At 66.1% G+C, this 16192-nt stretch carries 16 protein-coding genes and 1 tRNA gene; 12 read left to right on the top strand and 5 right to left on the bottom strand.

The features are described from left to right. Positions 1-56: 56 nt before the first annotated feature. From ACHQ4I_RS36890 to ACHQ4I_RS36860, 7 genes are all read left to right on the top strand, one after another. Positions 57-560 carry a mycothiol transferase gene (locus tag ACHQ4I_RS36890; RefSeq protein ID WP_420776518.1) on the top strand — a complete coding sequence of 168 codons (504 nt, stop codon included), beginning with the start codon at positions 57-59 and terminating at the stop codon, positions 558-560. A 128-nt stretch (positions 561-688) separates the two neighbouring features. Beyond that, positions 689-943: a hypothetical protein gene (locus ACHQ4I_RS36885; RefSeq protein ID WP_420776517.1), complete on the top strand. Its 255-nt coding sequence runs from the start codon at positions 689-691 to the stop codon at positions 941-943. 10 nt (positions 944-953) lie between these two features. Continuing rightward, on the top strand, positions 954-2159 hold the full coding sequence (locus ACHQ4I_RS36880; RefSeq protein WP_420776516.1) for a DNA polymerase III subunit delta': 1206 nt from the start codon (positions 954-956) through the stop codon (positions 2157-2159). A gap of 63 nt (positions 2160-2222) precedes the next feature. Further along, positions 2223-2298: transfer RNA gene (locus tag ACHQ4I_RS36875), tRNA-Thr, on the top strand. An 840-nt stretch (positions 2299-3138) separates the two neighbouring features. Beyond that, positions 3139-3672: a hypothetical protein gene (locus ACHQ4I_RS36870; RefSeq protein WP_420776515.1), complete on the top strand. Its 534-nt coding sequence runs from the start codon at positions 3139-3141 to the stop codon at positions 3670-3672. Between the two features lie 814 nt (positions 3673-4486). Further along, positions 4487-5875 carry an MFS transporter gene (locus ACHQ4I_RS36865; protein ID WP_420776642.1) on the top strand — a complete coding sequence of 463 codons (1389 nt, stop codon included), beginning with the start codon at positions 4487-4489 and terminating at the stop codon, positions 5873-5875. 192 nt (positions 5876-6067) lie between these two features. Beyond that, on the top strand, positions 6068-6715 hold the full coding sequence (locus ACHQ4I_RS36860; RefSeq protein ID WP_420776514.1) for a response regulator: 648 nt from the start codon (positions 6068-6070) through the stop codon (positions 6713-6715). Here ACHQ4I_RS36860 and ACHQ4I_RS36855 read toward each other — a convergent pair. Further along, positions 6693-7166, bottom strand: coding sequence for a response regulator (locus ACHQ4I_RS36855; RefSeq protein ID WP_420776513.1), 474 nt, complete (start codon positions 7164-7166; stop codon positions 6693-6695). The genes ACHQ4I_RS36860 and ACHQ4I_RS36855 overlap by 23 nt on opposite strands. Before the next feature lie 42 nt (positions 7167-7208). Then, positions 7209-7724 (bottom strand): Dps family protein, encoded by a 516-nt coding sequence (locus ACHQ4I_RS36850; RefSeq protein ID WP_420776512.1) that lies wholly within the window; start codon positions 7722-7724, stop codon positions 7209-7211. 318 nt (positions 7725-8042) lie between these two features. Here ACHQ4I_RS36850 and ACHQ4I_RS36845 point away from each other — a divergent pair, with 318 nt between their 5' ends. After that, complete coding sequence (locus ACHQ4I_RS36845) at positions 8043-9635, top strand: GAF domain-containing sensor histidine kinase (protein ID WP_420776511.1); 1593 nt, start codon at positions 8043-8045, stop codon at positions 9633-9635. Positions 9636-10082: 447 nt separating this feature from the next. Beyond that, on the top strand, positions 10083-10448 hold the full coding sequence (locus ACHQ4I_RS36840) for a hypothetical protein (protein ID WP_420776510.1): 366 nt from the start codon (positions 10083-10085) through the stop codon (positions 10446-10448). Positions 10449-10512: 64 nt separating this feature from the next. On the opposite strand, the gene ACHQ4I_RS36835 is transcribed toward ACHQ4I_RS36840, so the two are convergent. Then, complete coding sequence (locus ACHQ4I_RS36835) at positions 10513-10911, bottom strand: hypothetical protein (protein WP_420776509.1); 399 nt, start codon at positions 10909-10911, stop codon at positions 10513-10515. Between the two features lie 441 nt (positions 10912-11352). Between ACHQ4I_RS36835 and ACHQ4I_RS36830 the strand changes: the two genes are divergently transcribed. After that, positions 11353-11835, top strand: a complete 483-nt coding sequence (locus ACHQ4I_RS36830; protein ID WP_420776508.1) for a hypothetical protein — start codon at positions 11353-11355, stop codon at positions 11833-11835. On the opposite strand, the gene ACHQ4I_RS36825 is transcribed toward ACHQ4I_RS36830, so the two are convergent. Next, positions 11822-11989, bottom strand: a complete 168-nt coding sequence (locus ACHQ4I_RS36825; protein ID WP_420776507.1) for a hypothetical protein — start codon at positions 11987-11989, stop codon at positions 11822-11824. The two genes, ACHQ4I_RS36830 and ACHQ4I_RS36825, sit on opposite strands and share 14 nt — an antisense overlap. Before the next feature lie 259 nt (positions 11990-12248). Between ACHQ4I_RS36825 and ACHQ4I_RS36820 the strand changes: the two genes are divergently transcribed. Continuing rightward, entirely contained in the window at positions 12249-12566 is a 318-nt protein-coding gene (locus tag ACHQ4I_RS36820) for a hypothetical protein (protein WP_420776506.1), read from the top strand. 51 nt (positions 12567-12617) lie between these two features. Next, the gene (locus ACHQ4I_RS36815; protein WP_420776505.1) at positions 12618-13907 is read left to right on the top strand and encodes a YhgE/Pip domain-containing protein; all 1290 of its coding nucleotides are present in this window, start codon (positions 12618-12620) and stop codon (positions 13905-13907) included. A 5-nt stretch (positions 13908-13912) separates the two neighbouring features. Here ACHQ4I_RS36815 and ACHQ4I_RS36810 read toward each other — a convergent pair whose 3' ends face one another. Beyond that, a complete protein-coding gene (locus tag ACHQ4I_RS36810; RefSeq protein WP_420776504.1) occupies positions 13913-16024 on the bottom strand; it encodes a serine/threonine-protein kinase in 2112 nt (703 codons plus the stop codon). Positions 16025-16192: the final 168 nt, after the last annotated feature.

Genomic DNA, 16192 nt, shown 5'->3' with positions numbered 1-16192 from the left:
GCCGAAAATGCCGTAGCCTCGCCCCGTATCGACGAACGATCGTGAAGGGAATATCCATGGCCATCGACCAGGAACGCGAGGATCTCATCGCTATGCTCGCCAGTCAGCGCGAGCTGTTCCGGATCACCCTGCGCGGCATCGACGACGCACAGGCGCGCCAACGCACCACGGTCAGCGAGCTGACGCTCGGTGGGCTGCTGCATCACCTGGTCAGCTGCGAAAGCCACTGGACGACAGTCATTATCGAGCGCGACGAAACGGCGGAGTTGGACGTCTCGAAATTCGATGGCGAGTACGTGCTGGGCCCCGACGAGACGGTGGCCGGACTGCTGGCGACCTGGGACGAGGTCGCGGCGGAGACCGAGAAGCTGATTCGGTCCGAACCCGATCTGAGCACGTCCATTCCCACACCGACCACACCGTGGACGCCCGAACGTGAATGGTGGACTGTGCGTTTCACGGTGCTGCACGTCCTGCGCGAAATCGCCCACCACAGTGGTCACGCCGACATCATTCGCGAAGCGCTCGACGGCGCGAACACCACGTATCAGCGAGTGTGAGCGACGGCATCACGGCGGCCATGAGCGACCTCGAGTGGATCCACATCGCGGGCTACGAGAATCTTTCGGGTAGTCCGAGTCCGTTGGCGGCCGTGCGCGGTTGACTGCGCGATCGCGGCATCGACTGGATGCCGTTCGCCGCCGACGACGTCCGCTGGGATCTCGGTTGCGGTCTCGGACCCGACGGCCATTGGCACGGGTGGATCGATATTCGAATATCGGCTGCGGCGCTGCACAGGCTCGGATTACATACCGATCAGCCGACCGCGCGGGTGCTCGGACCGTCGCCGCCCGGATGGTGGCATGCCGCCGCGGAACGCCGGTTCGGCGCGGTCGTGACGCTCGGACGGCGCGAGGACGAGGGTGTCGGTGGGGGCGGTTAGGGTGTACGGCGTGGCGGGTGTCTTCGATCGGCTGGTCGGCCAGGATGCGGTCGAGTCCGAGTTGACGGCTGCCTCGATTGCCGCGCGTGGGGGTGCGGGCAATGGGGCGATGACGCATTCGTGGCTGTTCACCGGGCCGCCGGGATCAGGGAGATCCGTTGCGGCGCTGTGCTTCGCGGCGGCGCTGCAGTGCACGGACGAGGGGACACCCGGATGCGGGCGGTGCCATGCGTGCACGACCACGATGGCCGGAACGCATGGTGATGTGCGGCGGGTGATTCCGGAGGGGCTGAGCATCAGCACCAAGGAGATGCGCGAGATCGTGCAGATCGCCTCGCGGCGGCCGAGTACCGGCCGGTGGCAGGTGGTGCTGATCGAGGACGCCGATCGATTGACCGAGGCGGCGGGCAATGTGCTGTTGAAGGTGGTCGAGGAGCCGCCGGATCGGACGGTATTCCTGCTTTGTGCGCCGTCGGTGGATCCGGAGGACATCTCCGTGACGCTGCGATCGCGCTGTCGGCATGTGCATTTGGTGACGCCTCCGGTGCCCGCCATCGCACAGGTGTTGCGCGAGCGCGATCAGCTCGACGAGCAGACGGCCAACTGGGCGGCGTCGGTGAGCGGCGGCCACGTCGGGCGGGCCCGGCGGCTGGCGACCGATGAGGAGGCCCGCTCGCGCCGTCAGCGCGCGTTGGCACTGGTCGGCGCGGTTTCGCGGCCCGGTGCCGCCTATGCGGCCGCGGACGAATTGGTGAAGTCCGCCGACGACGAGGCTAAGCAGATGAGTGCGGCCCGCGACGAACGCGAGCGCGAAGAGTTGGCGACCGCACTCGGCGCGGGCGGCACCGGCAAGGGTGCCGCGGGTGCGACTCGGGGCTCGGCCGGTGTGCTGAAGGATTTGGAGCGCAGACAGAAGTCCCGCGCCACGCGCACCGGACGCGACGCCCTCGATCGCGCTCTCATCGATGTCGCGGGCGTCTACCGCGACGCTCTCGCCGTCCGCTTCGGCGCGGCCCGCAACGGTTCCGGCGTCGCCCTCACCCACCCCGACCTGTCCGACCAGATCCACGACCTCGCCGACCGCGTGCGCCCCGAAGGTCTGCTCCGCTCCATCGAGGCCGTCCTCGCCTGCCGCGAGGCCCTCGACCTCAACGTCAAACCCCGCTTCGCCCTCGCCGCCATGGTCGCCACCCTCATCTCCGCCCAATCCGCGTGACCGCTACCACCCGTTTTCGCGATCCGACCGTGGAGACGATAGACTCGCGTCGCCGAAAGGCACGCCGCCTTAGCTCAGTCGGTAGAGCGCTTCACTCGTAATGAAAAGGTCGGGGGTTCGATTCCCCCAGGCGGCTCCAGGGAAAACATGGCTTGACCTGCATGTTTCTCGGTATCGAGGTCGACGGAACCTCGACAATAGGTCAGGGATCGCGACACACTGTGACACATAGCCCCAGGATGCGTGTCTTGCTCGTCGGTCACCACCCCGCCCCTCGGCTTCCAATCGGATGGCCGCTGTCAGGGCATCGCTCTGAAATTCGGGCACCTCAACTTTGATCGACGGCAGCTGGTTTCGACCGCTGTGAACTTCTCCCATCCGAGTCGCAGCGGCCTTTTGATCGTTGTTCCGCATTGGGAAAACGACCATCCGTCGAACGTGGCGCTGCCGCGGAGGCGGCAGGAGCGGTCGGTGGCGGTGATCTGCCGCGAGATCACCTACGATTGCCGCACCAAAGGGCTACGCCGCCGTCTCGGTCGGGGGTGGGACGTCGCATCGCCTGGACCAGGTGAAGGTTACGACCGCGCGAGAAGGCCAGGACGCGGCGCGCTCCCGGAAACCGGGCGGCGGATCCAGTTCGAACCAGCGCCGAATACTTCTCGTTCGGTGTCAACATATCCGGCGCCACCCGATCACGCAGTCTGTCGTGGGGCTGATTGGTCCAGACCGTCACCAGTGGCTCGGTCGGCCGTTCACCGTCGGTGTACCGCTAGTTCCCCGGCGACGTCGATCTGGTGGCAATGCACCAACAGGCGTCCGGACTTCCGATCGACCGTGACGAAGAGCGTTGCCTCGACGCAACGAGACGCTGGCGGCGGCGGCGAAGGCTTATGATCTTGCGGCGTGGCTCGCGGTCGAACCTCAGGCATCGAAATCCGGTCGACCACAACATGATTCTCACCTACCTGCGGAGAACGCATTGAACGGCACGTACTCACCAGTCGATGAGCTCAACCTGCTGATGGTGTTGCAGGACAGGCTCGGCTTCGAGAATTACGCCGATGGGTTCGGTCTGACGGACTTCGGGGATATCTCGGGCTTGGTGGCGGGCTGGTCGAAGGATCCGGAGTTCACCGACCGGCTGATTCCCTTCGCGCAGGCCAACGGTTCCGGTTCGTTCTACGCGCTGTGGCGTCTCGATGACCGCGCCGAGCTGGCGACACTGCCCGTAGTCGTCTTCGGAGACGAAGGTGGGGAGCATGTCGTCGCCTGCCATGTGCGGGAGTTGTTCCAGCTCCTCGGCTTCGACTCGGAGATACGAGTCGATGGGGCGGAGGCGTATTTCTATCGCGGGGAGGACGAGGCGTACAGCGACTGCCACGACGAGTTCGTGGCTTGGCTCGACGACAATTTCGGCCTGTCGGCGGCGCAGGACCCCGCAGCCGTGCTCGCGGCAGCGCAGGCCGAGCTGGGGCAGCGGTTCACCGACTGGACAAGGCCGTTCCTGTCCTGATCCTCTCTCATGCGATCAGGCTGCGGCGCATGCACTGGATCGCGCGGTAACTGGCCATGCCCGACCTGGGACTCCGTCAGCGGGTCGGGATTCGAGCTCTGGCACACACTCCGTAATCGTCGGCCGCTGCCGTCCGCCCGAGATGCACTACTGGACAAGTGATCACGTGGAACTGACGGCGGGACTCTCTCGGCCGATGCCGCCACCAGTTCCACCTGATCGGCCGACCAACGGTGCGGGGGGGGGCTCACGCTTCGCTGGTTCCGAACGTTCATGTTGTCGGCGGCGAGGCTGGATCCGGCAGCTTCATGCTCGGGTTCGGTGGTGGGGCCGGCTTGCGGGCGGGTGGAAGCGGCGCTCGGTCTACTGCGGGATGGGCCGCATTGTGGCCACTTCGTCCAACACAGCGCGGGGAGGGTCGACCCTCTTGAGGAAGTATACGGTCGACCGTATGCTTTCTCGGGTGGAACTACATGTCTTCACTGAGGCGACCGACTCGTTCTGTCTGGACTGGGAGGCTGTCGTGACATTGCTGAGGGCCCCGTGGGGCAGGTATGCCGTTGTCGGAGACGGTCTTTCGGCGAGAACCGGCGAACCCTTTCCGGGGCGCAGAGCGGACTTCGCAAGGTGGCCAGTTCCCTAGGGCGCGCCACGTTGGCGTAATCCTCGCCCGGGCCTGACCGCCGCAAAGCGTTGGCCGAGCTTCCCGGGTTCATGTATTGCCGGACGAACAAAGAGGTCTCTTCTCGTGTCAAGTGCTCAACAGTCAGCTAGTCAGCCGGTCGTGGCCGCGGAAGCTGACGCTATTCCGTGGATGACGATGTCGGTTGTCTTGACCGCCCTGTTCATGGCGGTCCTCGACTCGTTCATCGTCGTGGTCGCCGACCCCTCGATCGTGGCGGACCTGCATGCCTCCGCCAGCGATGTCCAGTGGGTGCTGGCGGGCTATCAGCTGAGTTACGCGGTCTTCATCATTACCGCTACTCGTTTGGCCGACCTGTATGGCGGCAAGCGGATTTTCCTTCTCGGGGTGGCGCTGTTCACTGTGGCATCAGTCGCTTGCGCGCTATCCCCGAACGCGGGCTGCCTTATCGCGGCGCGTGTCATCCAGGGCCTGGGAGCCGCCCTGATGGTTCCCCAGGTGTTCGCGTATGTCACGGTGCTGGTGCCGGCGGCGCGGCGGCACAGCGTATACGGCGTGCTCGGCATCGTCATGGGTATGGCCACCATCGGCGGACAGGTCATCGGCGGGCTGCTGATCGGCGCCGACCTGTTCGACTCCGGCTGGCGTTTGGTGTTCTGGGTGAACGTGCCGATCGGAATTGTCATGTTCCTGCTCGCCGTGCGATACGTGCCGGAGACGGGCTCAGCCGGCACGCGCAAACTCGACCTGCCCGGCGTTTCGGTGCTCAGCGCGGCCCTGTTCCTCTTGGTGCTACCGCTGATCCAGGGGCAGCAGGCGGGCTGGCCAGGGTGGGTCTGGGCTTGCTTCGCGGGCAGTGCGGTCGCGTTCGGTTTGTTCGTCGCGATCGAGCGGGGCGTGGAACGGCGGGGCGGGGATCCGCTGGTACCGCTGACATTGTTCGGGCAGCGCTCGTTCTCGCTCGGGATCGTTCTCGTCCTGGCCCTGTACGCGCTGATCTACTCGTATTACCTGGCCTTGTCGGTAACGATGCAGCAGGGCCTCGATATGTCGGCGCTCGGCGCGGGGCTGGTCTACACGCCGGCAGCCACCGCGTTCTTCGTGTTCAGCATGGTAGCGAGCCGGATCATCCCGAAGTATGGACGACGGGTCCTCGAGGTCGGGGCGATCATACTGGCGAGCGGCTACCTGGCGACCGGCCTCTTGCTGGTGTCCGGCCCGCGGATCACTCCGCTGCTCGTGATCCCCACCCTCGTTCTGCAGAGCGTCGGTGGCGGACTGGTCATCACGCCGGCGCTCAACACGGTGCTGAGCCGTGTCGAGCCGGAGTCGGCCGGTGTCGCGTCAGGGGTCTTGTCGACGGCCCAGCAGTGTGGCGGAGCGCTAGGCGTTGCCGTGATCGGAGCGGTCTTCTTCGGCTCGTTCCATCCCGAGGCAGTCGGCACGGTTGCCGCCGCCGGCCACGCCTTTGCCGTCGCGTCCTTCGGGACGTTCGTCATCGCTGTCGTAGCGGGCATTGTTGTGTTCCTGCTGCCGAAGCGGCCAGCATCCCAGGGCTGAGTGCGAAAGTGGGCCAGCCGTAGCGGCGTCCGGGCAGCTCGTTTGCCCGGACGTCCGCCTTTGGAAGGCCCGCGTCCCGGGCTACATGGCTGTAAGCGGCCCGACGGCTACCCCGGCCGTCCGAGCGCTCGATCAGCCGGGCCTCGCGCTCGGTTGCTGGCAGTATGCTCGGGGTTGATAGGTCGGAGGTGGATGTTGCGGGTAGTGCTGGCCGATGACGATGTCCTGCTTCGCGAAGGCGTCGCGAGCCTGCTCGCACGCTGCGGCCTGGAGGTGGTGGGGCAGGCCGGGGATGCCGCGCAACTCTTGGCGCTGGTTCGGGACAAAGTTCCGGACCTGGTGGTAGTCGACATTCGGATGCCACCCACGCATACCACCGAGGGGCTCGATGCGGCCCGGGTGATCCGGGGCGAACTACCGGAGACGGGCATCCTGGTCCTGTCGGCGCATGCCGATGTCGAGGACGCGATGGAGTTGCTGGCCGGTGGTCGGCGGATCGGCTATCTGCTCAAGAGCCGGATCACCGACGTGGAGGAGTTCGTCGACACCCTGCATCGGATCGCCAAGGGCGCATCGGTCATCGATCCCGCTCTGGTGCAGGAGCTGGTATCGGCCCGCCGGCGCGACGACCCGCTGGCGGTGCTCAGCGTCCGGGAGCGGGAAGTGCTCGCGCTCATGGCGGAGGGCCGATCCAACGCCGGCATCGCCCGGCGGCTGTGGGTCACCGAGGGCACGGTCGAGAAGCATGTGCGCAGCATTTTGACCAAACTGGATCTGCCCGAGACCGGGGACGACCACCGCAGAGTCCTCGCGGTGGTCACCTTTCTCGATGCTCGCTGAGCGGATAGTCCTCGGCGGCGAGCAGCGCACGAATCGCGCCCGAGGACAGTGCGGACTTGGCCAGGAAGCCCACCGCGTGGCTCGCGGTGACCATATCGGCGATGTCCTGCTCGGCACGGGCCGAGGTCATTATCACCGGCGGCGTGGGCCCGCCGTGGCGGTACAGGCGCTCGGCAAGTTCGAAGCCGTCTTCCTCGCCGAGCTCGATATCGACGAGCATCACGTCCGGCTCCAGCTCCGCGACGCCCCGCAGCGCCGCGGCGCTGGTCGACGCCACGCCTACGACGGTGATCCCTTCTCGCTCGAGCAGTTCGCGTCCGGCCGCGAGAAAGTCGACGTTGTCATCCACCATGAAACAACGCAGACGCTTAGCCGACGACACCATGACCTGAGTGTCCGGCAGCGCGCTACCGGCGCGCATCCCCGCTAGCGGGAACTTTCGCACCGGCATAGTCCCGGCCGCCTCGCCAGCGGATCACGGCCGGGCCGGTGCTCATCGAGTCGGCTGGGCCATGCGGCTCCCGAAACTCAGCATCCACCACTGCTTCTCGATGTCGTCGACGAGGTCGTGCAGCAGATTCGCCGTGGACATGTCCTCGACGCCGACGTCGTCGGCAACGATGCGCATCGTGCCTGCCGTAGTGCGGAGCCGGTCGCAGATCAGCTCGACCACCGCGGCGGTGTCCTCGCCACGGGGGAATGCCCTCAGCAGTGTCGTCGCGGCAACGGTCTCCGGCCGTCCATCGGGCACCGCGCCCAGTGCGCGCATCCGCTCGGCGATGGTGTCGCTGCCCTCGCGCGCGATGTCGACCATTTGGTCGAGCTGCAGGTACAGGTCGCGGAAATCGTGGTCGATGACGTTCCAGCGTGCTTGCTTGCCCAGCAATTGCAATGCGATGAGATCGGCAAGGACCTGTTGCAGGTCCGCGCGCATCCTCGACGAGGCGCGGAACCCCGAGGCGCTGACCGCGGAGTCGTGGAAGATCGAGAAGATCGAGGTGGTAGGCATGGTTGCTCCCGTTTCGTGATGGGCCCGATCGACCGGGCAAATCGGTATCGGCGGAGGAACCCCGGGGGCGGCCCATGGTGTTCGGCCGCCGTCTTCGCGAGCAGGCAATCGGCTTCGACCTGCCGCTCGGTTCCTTGTCCGCTATCAGCTTCCCCGTCCGGCGAACTCGTGTCGCCACGGCTGACACCCATTCACCGCACCCGCGACCCGGAAGATCGCCTACCTGCTACCTGCCAGTCCTGCGAATGGCTCGACCGCAGCAACCAACCGATTGTCCGATCGCGGCCAGGGAGGATGGCCAGAGAGGATACTGAGTTCATGCCGCCGAGGGATGTGTTGTCGGCGTTGCTGCGTCCGGCGACACCGCCGCTGTGGTTGGGGATTGTGGTCGCCGCGGTGGTCATCGCGCTGGAGACGCTTGTGATCGTCCTCCTGGAGCATCTATCACCCGGTGAGACGTTCGAGCCGGTTTATCTGCTCGGCATCCTGGTTGTCTCCATGGTCTGGGGATTGGGCCTGGCGGTCGCCACCTCGCTGGTCAGCGCCATCGCCCTGGCCTATTTCGGTGGTGCCAGGCCCGGCGGCGAATTCGCGCCGTTGAACTTCGAGAACGGTGTGCTCGTCGTCGTGTTCCTCGTGGCGGCATTGAGTACGAATTTCATCGCGGGTCTGGCCCGAGTCCGCGCCTTCGAAGCCGAGCAACGCCGCCGCGAAGCCGAGGACGCCAAGGCCGGATTGCGGGAGAGCCGCGACCGGATCGGTGTGCTGGCCGAACAGCAGGCCGCGCTGCGGCGGGTGGCCACCCTGGTGGCGCGTGGCGCGCCCGGCTTCGAGGTCTTCTCGACGGTGGCCGAGCAGTTGGCCCGCGCGCTCGGCACTGCCAATGCGTCGTTGTGGCGCTACGAGTCCGACGGCACCGCCACACTCGTCTCGGCTCATGACGACCCATCGCAGAATACGGCGATGCCCATCGGTGCGCGCTGGTCGCTGGAGGGCGACAACATCATCGGCGTGATTCTCGCCAGCGGCCGCCCCGCCCGGATCGATACCCACGACTCGCCTGGGTCGGCGGCAGCGCGCATCCGTGAGCTCGGTCTGTGCGGCGGGGTGGGGGCCCCGATCGTGGTCGAGGGCAATCTGTGGGGCGCGGCTGTCGTCGGCAGTGTCGAGCCAGGGCCGCTGCCACCGGATACCGAGGCGCGCGTCGCCGACTTCGCCGACCTGGTCGCGACGGCGATCGCCAATGCCGAATCGCGTGCGGAACTGACCGCGTCGCGGGCCCGGATCGTGACGGCCGGCGACGAGGCGCGGCGCCGCCTGGAACGAGATCTGCATGATGGAGCCCAGCAACGGCTGGTGTCGCTCGCACTAGAATTGCGCTCTCTGCAGGATTCGGTGCCGTCCGAACTCGATGCGCTCAACGGGCAGATCGCCCGGGTCGCGAGCGGTCTGGCCGCCGCATCGGAGAATCTCCAGGAACTCTCGCGCGGAATCCATCCGGCGATCCTGTCGAAAGGCGGACTCGTCCCGGCTTTGAAGACGCTGGCCCGCCGCTGCCCCGTTCCGGTGGACCTCGACGTCGCGGTCGAGCAACGACTGCCGGATCCGGTGGAGATCGCCGCCTATTACGCGGTGGCCGAGGCGCTGACGAACGCCGCCAAGTACGCCCAGGCCTCCGAAGTGTCGGTCTGGGCGGCGATGAAGGACGACAGCCTCTGTTTGTCGATTCGCGACGACGGCATCGGCGGCGCCGACGCCAGGAAAGGGTCGGGACTCATCGGTCTCGAAGACCGCATCGAAGCGCTGGGCGGCCACGTACTCGTCACCAGCCCGACGGGGATCGGTACAACCCTGTACATCACGATCCCGGTAGAGGTTCAGGACAGCACACGGAGAGGTCCGCTCGGTTAGGAGCACAGGCCGGGGGAGCTCACGCGTATCGGCCGCGCTATCGCCGAAGGGCTGGGCGCCGAGGGCACGGCCGTCGTCGTCAACCTTGTGACCGCACGGTTCTACCGCTCAGCGCGGGTTCGGGGTAGAGCACCGTCGGTGCCGGATCCAGCGGGCTCGATCGGGCCGAGTTGCAGCTAGCAGGTATCCGCACTGTCACGGTGGTGGGGCCTATTGACGGCGGCCAGCGCTGACGACAAAGGGTATGTGACCAGGCGATTCTGGATATCGGTTCCCACCGGTCAAACGAGGAGTCTCGACATGGTCATACGCCAACAAGCCGTCATATCCCCAGCCGCCACCGAAGTTCCCGCCCGCGCACCGGCGGGGCGGTCCACGGAGGCCGGCGCGGCGGGGGGCGAGCTCTGGGCCCTACCTGCGACATGGCCGGGTGGCCCGGTTGGCGAAATGATCGCCGAACATATCGACGCTCTGCACGTCACGCACTTCACCATCGCGAACCCGCAATCCACCGAGTTCGCGGCCAGAATGACCAACAGAACCCGCAGGGGACGGTGGCGGCTGAGTTGGCTTCCCGAAATGTCACTGACCCGAAAGCAAGTCGTCAGCGCAATGGTTCTCGAGAAAATCCTGATCGCTCATGATCTCGACAGCGCAACCATGTTGCGGGTCATGAATGTCCTAGCCGCCGATCTGCAGATGCCCCTGCACCAACTCCTCGGTCGCCTCTCGTCACATCAGAAAGGAACAGGCGCGCCGCATCGCGGTGGCTCGGCAACGTGGTGGAGCAGGGGGCCGCTCATGGAGTACTGATACCGATCTCCGGCGAAGTCGGGGCGCGGATGGGTCGGCGTTGATGTCGGCGCGGTCGAGGCGTTCAGGTCCGGCGGTGGCCGCGTGGCCTGCGGGTCGTGCGGAAGCCCCACACCGTCAACGAACCGGCGAGACCGACGTAGAGGGCATAGGCGAGGATGACCAGCAGCACGCCGTAATCGCGTGGCCAAGTCCGCGTCGGCAGTACCGCGGCGCACCCGCCGGCGAGCAGTGTGACGCCCAGAACCAGTGCGGGCGCCCCGAGCGCGGCGATATCGTCGTTGCGGCGCCGGGTATTCGGCGAGGGGACGCTTTCGGTGCCATTCGTTGCCCTACGTAGGCCGGTGGGGGTGTTCCACGAAGTATTCGGCAGCATTCGCCTGCCGACACCGACCGCCGAAGTCGTCAGCAGCAGGTCCGGGGGAGTCGCGAGTTCGTCGGCGCTGTCGATCGTCGTCGTCATACTTTCTCCTCGGTACACAGCGATTGCTTTCGCCCGCGTTGCGCGGCGGCGGTGACGCGTTGTGGGCTTCGATGCCGTGGCTGCGTTGTCGATGGGCATCGGATCGGCGGATGGCGTTGGCTCCTTCGCCGACGCGTCCACTCAGGGTTGATACCGAAACGGTAGATCGGCGCGCTGGTTGCGCCATCGTCCCGAGAGCACGAAGTCTGCCCGGATTTTTGTCTCCGGCAGCGGTGCTATGCCGGGTTCGGGCGCAGGCCGTGGGTGGTCGATTCATTCGAGAGTCTGGCGGGTCGATGCGGTGAATATCGCACCCCGGGCTGTTTACTTGGCAGGGGTGCTTCTTGCCGAATGCGCAGGTAGCACTGTGAATGCGGCCGGTATTCAGCAGATCGTGCCGCCGACGCAGCTGCGGGCCGGAATCGATTGCGAGGAGGGCTAGTGACCAACAAACTGGTTCGCCGGATTGTCGGCGTGGGCGCAAAGCTGGTTCTGGCGGCCGCGGTGGTGGGTGCGCTGGTGCTCGGGCAACACAGCGTCGCTCGTGCCACGGAGACGACCACGTTTCAGCTCCCGCTGGTGAAGATATCCCAATCATGGGGTGTGCCAACGCAATTGAGCATCTACCTGACGGCGACCGTCGGCGACGTGCCCGGAGTCACCACCTTCGGTGTCGCCAACCCCGGGCCCTTCGGCGGTAGCACCGTTCTCGACTCCCATGCCCGGATCCAGTGGATGAACGTGACGACCGGAGCAATCGGTGTGGTCGACGTGGCAGATCGGGAAACGGCCCAGCAGCCCTGCGACTGCGCCCCGCCGCCGGTGCCGGTGTTCACCGGAGCGGGACAGATCATCGCCCTCGCGACCGCCGGCGGCCTCGCCGTCACCATTTCCTCGGGGTTCGGTACGTTCACGGCTCTTTGAGCACGGCACTAGTGCAGTCGCCACCGCTGAGCGTGACCAACCGCGCCGTCGCGAGCAACTCCCGGACCTCGCGGATCTCCCGTTGCCGTCCGACGAAACTGGTCACGGCGAACGGCAGGTTACCGACCACGCGAGGGGGCTTGCGTCGCCCCATGGGACCCAATCTAGCCACGCCAGTAGTCTCGCAGCCCGGTTTGCGCAGGTCGTCGTCAAGCGATTGCTACCTGATCGACCCAGCACGGTTTCTGCCCCGTCGGTGCCTCCGAACGCGACCGAGTACGCGTACGAGCTGCCGATATGGGTGCTTTTTGGGTGTTTTTACCCATGACCCGCACGTGCTGGATCTGTGACGCTCATTCCATCAGTTGTGAGCAGGAGGTCGATCTTGACATCTCAACGAGCGCGCCCAGTCGATGGCGGTCGCCGACCGCAGGAGCTACGCCCACGGCAACGGGGGGTCGGCGATGGGTGAGGTGTGTCGAACCGAATTCGGCGGACTGCGCGTGACGTGGCGGTTGATCCAGAATCAGCTGATCTCGATCCTCGCCGTGCACGACGCATCCGACGCCTCGCCGGTTGTATCCTTCGGCCCCGCCACTTACCCGGATCTCGTGCAAGCACGAGAACTCCATCCGGGTCTGACGAAGCTGTGGGACGCGGTGCGCCGCGACTTCTGGGCCGAACTCATTCCGCCACGCTCGGGTAGGGCCGGACAAAGGCAATGGTCATAACGACCGAGCAATCATCCCCATGCGTCATGGCCGAGGAATTACCGTGCTGTCATGACGAACCCGGAACAGGGCGCTCGCCGATCGCGCGTGCGGGTGTGGCTCGCGCCAGCGGTGGTGGTTTCGCTGCTCATGGCTCTGCTGGCCACGATGTACCTCGCGTATGTGGTCGACCCGTCGAAGCATCTGCACGACTTTCCGATCGCCCTGGTCGATCAGGACAGCGGGGATGTGATCGGCGGGAAGCCGACCAATGTGGGCAAGCAGATCAGTGACGCGCTCGTGCGGCAGATCCCGAGCGACAAGATCGATCTTCGGGTGCTCGGCATCAATGAGGCGCAGCAGCAGTTGAGCTCGGGCAACGTGTACGGGGCGATCGTCATTCCGAGCGACTTCACCAAGCGGCTCGGCATTTTCGCCACCGCCAGCGTGGTGCCCGGCGATGTCACCCAGCCGATGATCACGGTGTACACCAATCCGCGGACCGGGTCGTTCTCACCGCAGGTGGTGCAGGCCGTGGCCGGAAACGCGCTGGCACAAGCGAATCAGACGGTCGGCAAGCAGCTCACCGAGACCGTGCAGGCCCAGCTGCAAACGTCCGGATCGGCGCCGGAGCTGGTCGGTCTGAGCCGGCTCATGCTGGCCAAGCCGATCGATGTGGTCGTCACGCCCTTCCATCCCCTCCCGTCGGGTACGGGCGGCGGTCTGACGGCGTTCTTCTACACGATGATGGTGCTGCTGGCCGGATTCACCGGCGCCATGGTGATCAACGGGATGGTCGATTCGTCGCTCGGGTTCGCGCCGACCGAATTCGGTCCCTGGTACGTGCACTATCCGCCGACGCCGATTTCCCGGCTGGGCACGCTGCTGCTGAAGTGGGGTGTCATCACCGGCACCGCGCCGGTGACGGCCGGGATATTCATGGCGGTCGGGCGTTGGCTGGGTATGCCGATCGACCGGCCGCTCATGCTTTTCCTCTACAGCACCTTCGCGATCATCGCGGTCGGCGTCACCGCGCTGTCGATCGTATCCGCGCTCGGCACCGCCGGTCTGCTGGTCAACCTCATCCTGTTCATCGTGCTGGGCCTGCCCTCCTCCGGCGGCACCATCCCGATCGAGGCGATCCCGAAATCCGTTGCCCGACTCGCCGATTTCGAACCGATGCACCAGGTGTACCTCGGTATCAGGGCAATCCTGTATTTCAACGCCGAAGGCTCCGCCGGTCTGAGCCGCTCGATCTGGATGACGCTGCTGGGCCTGGTCATCGGACTCGTCCTCGGCAGCGTCGTCACTCGCTACTACGACCGGAAAGAACTACACCGCGCGCCCGCGAAGCCCCGATGACCGCCTCATTCCGCGACGCGGGTCATCCCGATGGTCGCCGTCGTTGTCCCGGGACAGGGATCGGCCCAGGTGTCCTTGACCGTTCCCGACAACGATTTGGCCGGGCCAGGATCGTGGTCGGTTCGCTTCAGCTCCGCATGCCTGGTGACTTGTGCGTGCTGCGCCGGGGATAAGGGACAGTACTCGACGCTCGTGAAGTCGGCGCTCCACATACCGCCGGAGAAGATCACCAGCGGAATGACAACACTCGACTCCGCTTGGATCGGCGCCGCAGCGCACCGATCGCCGGTACGCAAACAGATGTTGACGAAGACCATTCGGTAGGTCTGCTGTGGGGGGGTATCAAGACCCGGGACCGGAACAACGTCAACCAGAACGTAATAGGTGCCCGTCAAGGCGGCGCCGGGTGACGTGTCGACCAATGGCCCGATTTTCTCGGGCGCAGCCACGGCCACTGCCGGGTCGACATCTCCGGTGCGGTGCAGCGCCATCCCGATCACCCACAGGTCATTGCATGCCCCACCGTCATATTCGGTTTTGGTGCCGGTAAAGGAGGAGTGATCAGCGGCGTCGACTCGGAACACGATCCGGTCCCAAAACGGAGCGGCGAGCGGCTCCTGAGTGGCCGGGCTCGTGCAGTAATCACGGCCGGTTCCCCCGTCCATCGTGATCGTCCACTCTCCGGCGCGGTAGTCGGCCACAAGCATGGTCACACTCCCCGGCACGTCTGGATTCTGCACGGTCACCGATGCCACGCACGGCCCACTCGCTTCCGAGCAATAGGACCGGACCACCCATCGGCGGGTATATTTCGCCGAGTCGACCGGTTTCCCGTTACGGGTCTGCGGGGTGGAGGTGACATCGTAGGTGCCGTCGAAAGCCCGACCCGGATTCGCAGCGAGTTCGGCAGGAGACTGACGGTTTCCGCTGTTCAGGTACCAGTATCCCGTGACCCCCGAGGCCACGATCAGCACGGCGGCCAAGGCGAGGAGCAGCCTGCGCCGGGTCCGCGGCCGTGATCGCGTTACGCCACCGATCGCCTGGTCCGACCCCGCGGATCGGACCTCGGTCGGTTCCGCCTCAGATGTCGATGCGCGGACGTCGGGGGCATTTACCGGTTCCGCCCCGGGTGGCCGCGCGTGGTCCGGTGCCGGAACACGCATAGTTTCCAGCTCCCGCTCGGGTACCGGAACACGCGCGGTTTCCTGCTCCCGCTCCGGCACCGGTGTCGGCACCACGCGAGTGGTCCCCTCCGGTGCGACTGGGCGGCGCAGCGTCGGCTCGGAAGCCGGCGACGCAGGCCCCGGCGACAGGGCGGCGCGCGCAGCCGCGGCCAAATGCCCTGCGCTGGAATAGCGTCCGCCGGGATCCTTGGCCATACCCCGGGCGACCACGGCATCCAGCGCCACCGGAACACCGGCATTCACTTCGCTCGGCCGCGGCGGCGGATCCGTCAGGTGCGCCCGCACTTGCTGCTCGGGGGAGGTGTCTCCGAACGGACGCCGCGCGGTCAAGCATTCGTACAGCACACAGGCCAAGGCATACACATCGGTGCCGACCCCGATGACACCGCTGAAACGTTCCGGCGCCATGTAGGCGAACGTCCCGACCGTATCCCCGACAGTGGTCAACGAGGTCTGCCCCTCCCGCCGGGCGATCCCGAAATCGATCAGGTAGACGAACCCGCTCGTGTGCAGGACGACGTTGGACGGTTTCACATCGCGATGCACCAGATCCGCCGCGTGGGCCGCGTCCAGCGCCGCCGCGACCTGCACAATGATCTCGACGGCGGCGGCCGGGGCCATCGGCCCCCGCTCCTTCAGGACTGTCGACAGATCGGTGCCCCCGATCAAGGCCATATCGATGTACAACTGCCCATCGATCTCCCCGAAACCGTGGATCGGCACCACGTGCGGCTCCGAGAGCCCGGCCGCGATCTCCGCCTCCCGTTCGAAGCGACGACGGTAGGCATCCTCCTGTGCCAACGTGGCGGGCAGCACCTTCAATGCCACGTACCGGCGGGTCGCGGTGTCGTAGGCACGCCAGACCTGCCCCATGCCACCGGTGCCGAGGACCTGCTCCAACCGGTACGGCCCGAACCACTGCTCCCGAGCCAATCCTCACCTCCCATTCCTAGGAGATGCGCTCCGGTCACCGGCTCCCGCAGTCAGCGCACAGAGCGCTACACGATCACGCTACCCGCGCGACAAGCCCTCGATGCCGCGATCGGACGAGGTCCCAGCGTCGGGCGGCGCGGTGGGCGCGGCTGTGCCTCGCTTCCGATA

This window comes from Nocardia nepalensis (genome assembly GCF_048910785.1).
GTDB lineage: Bacteria > Actinomycetota > Actinomycetes > Mycobacteriales > Mycobacteriaceae > Nocardia > Nocardia nepalensis.
This window is presented reverse-complemented; position numbering and strand designations above follow the sequence as displayed.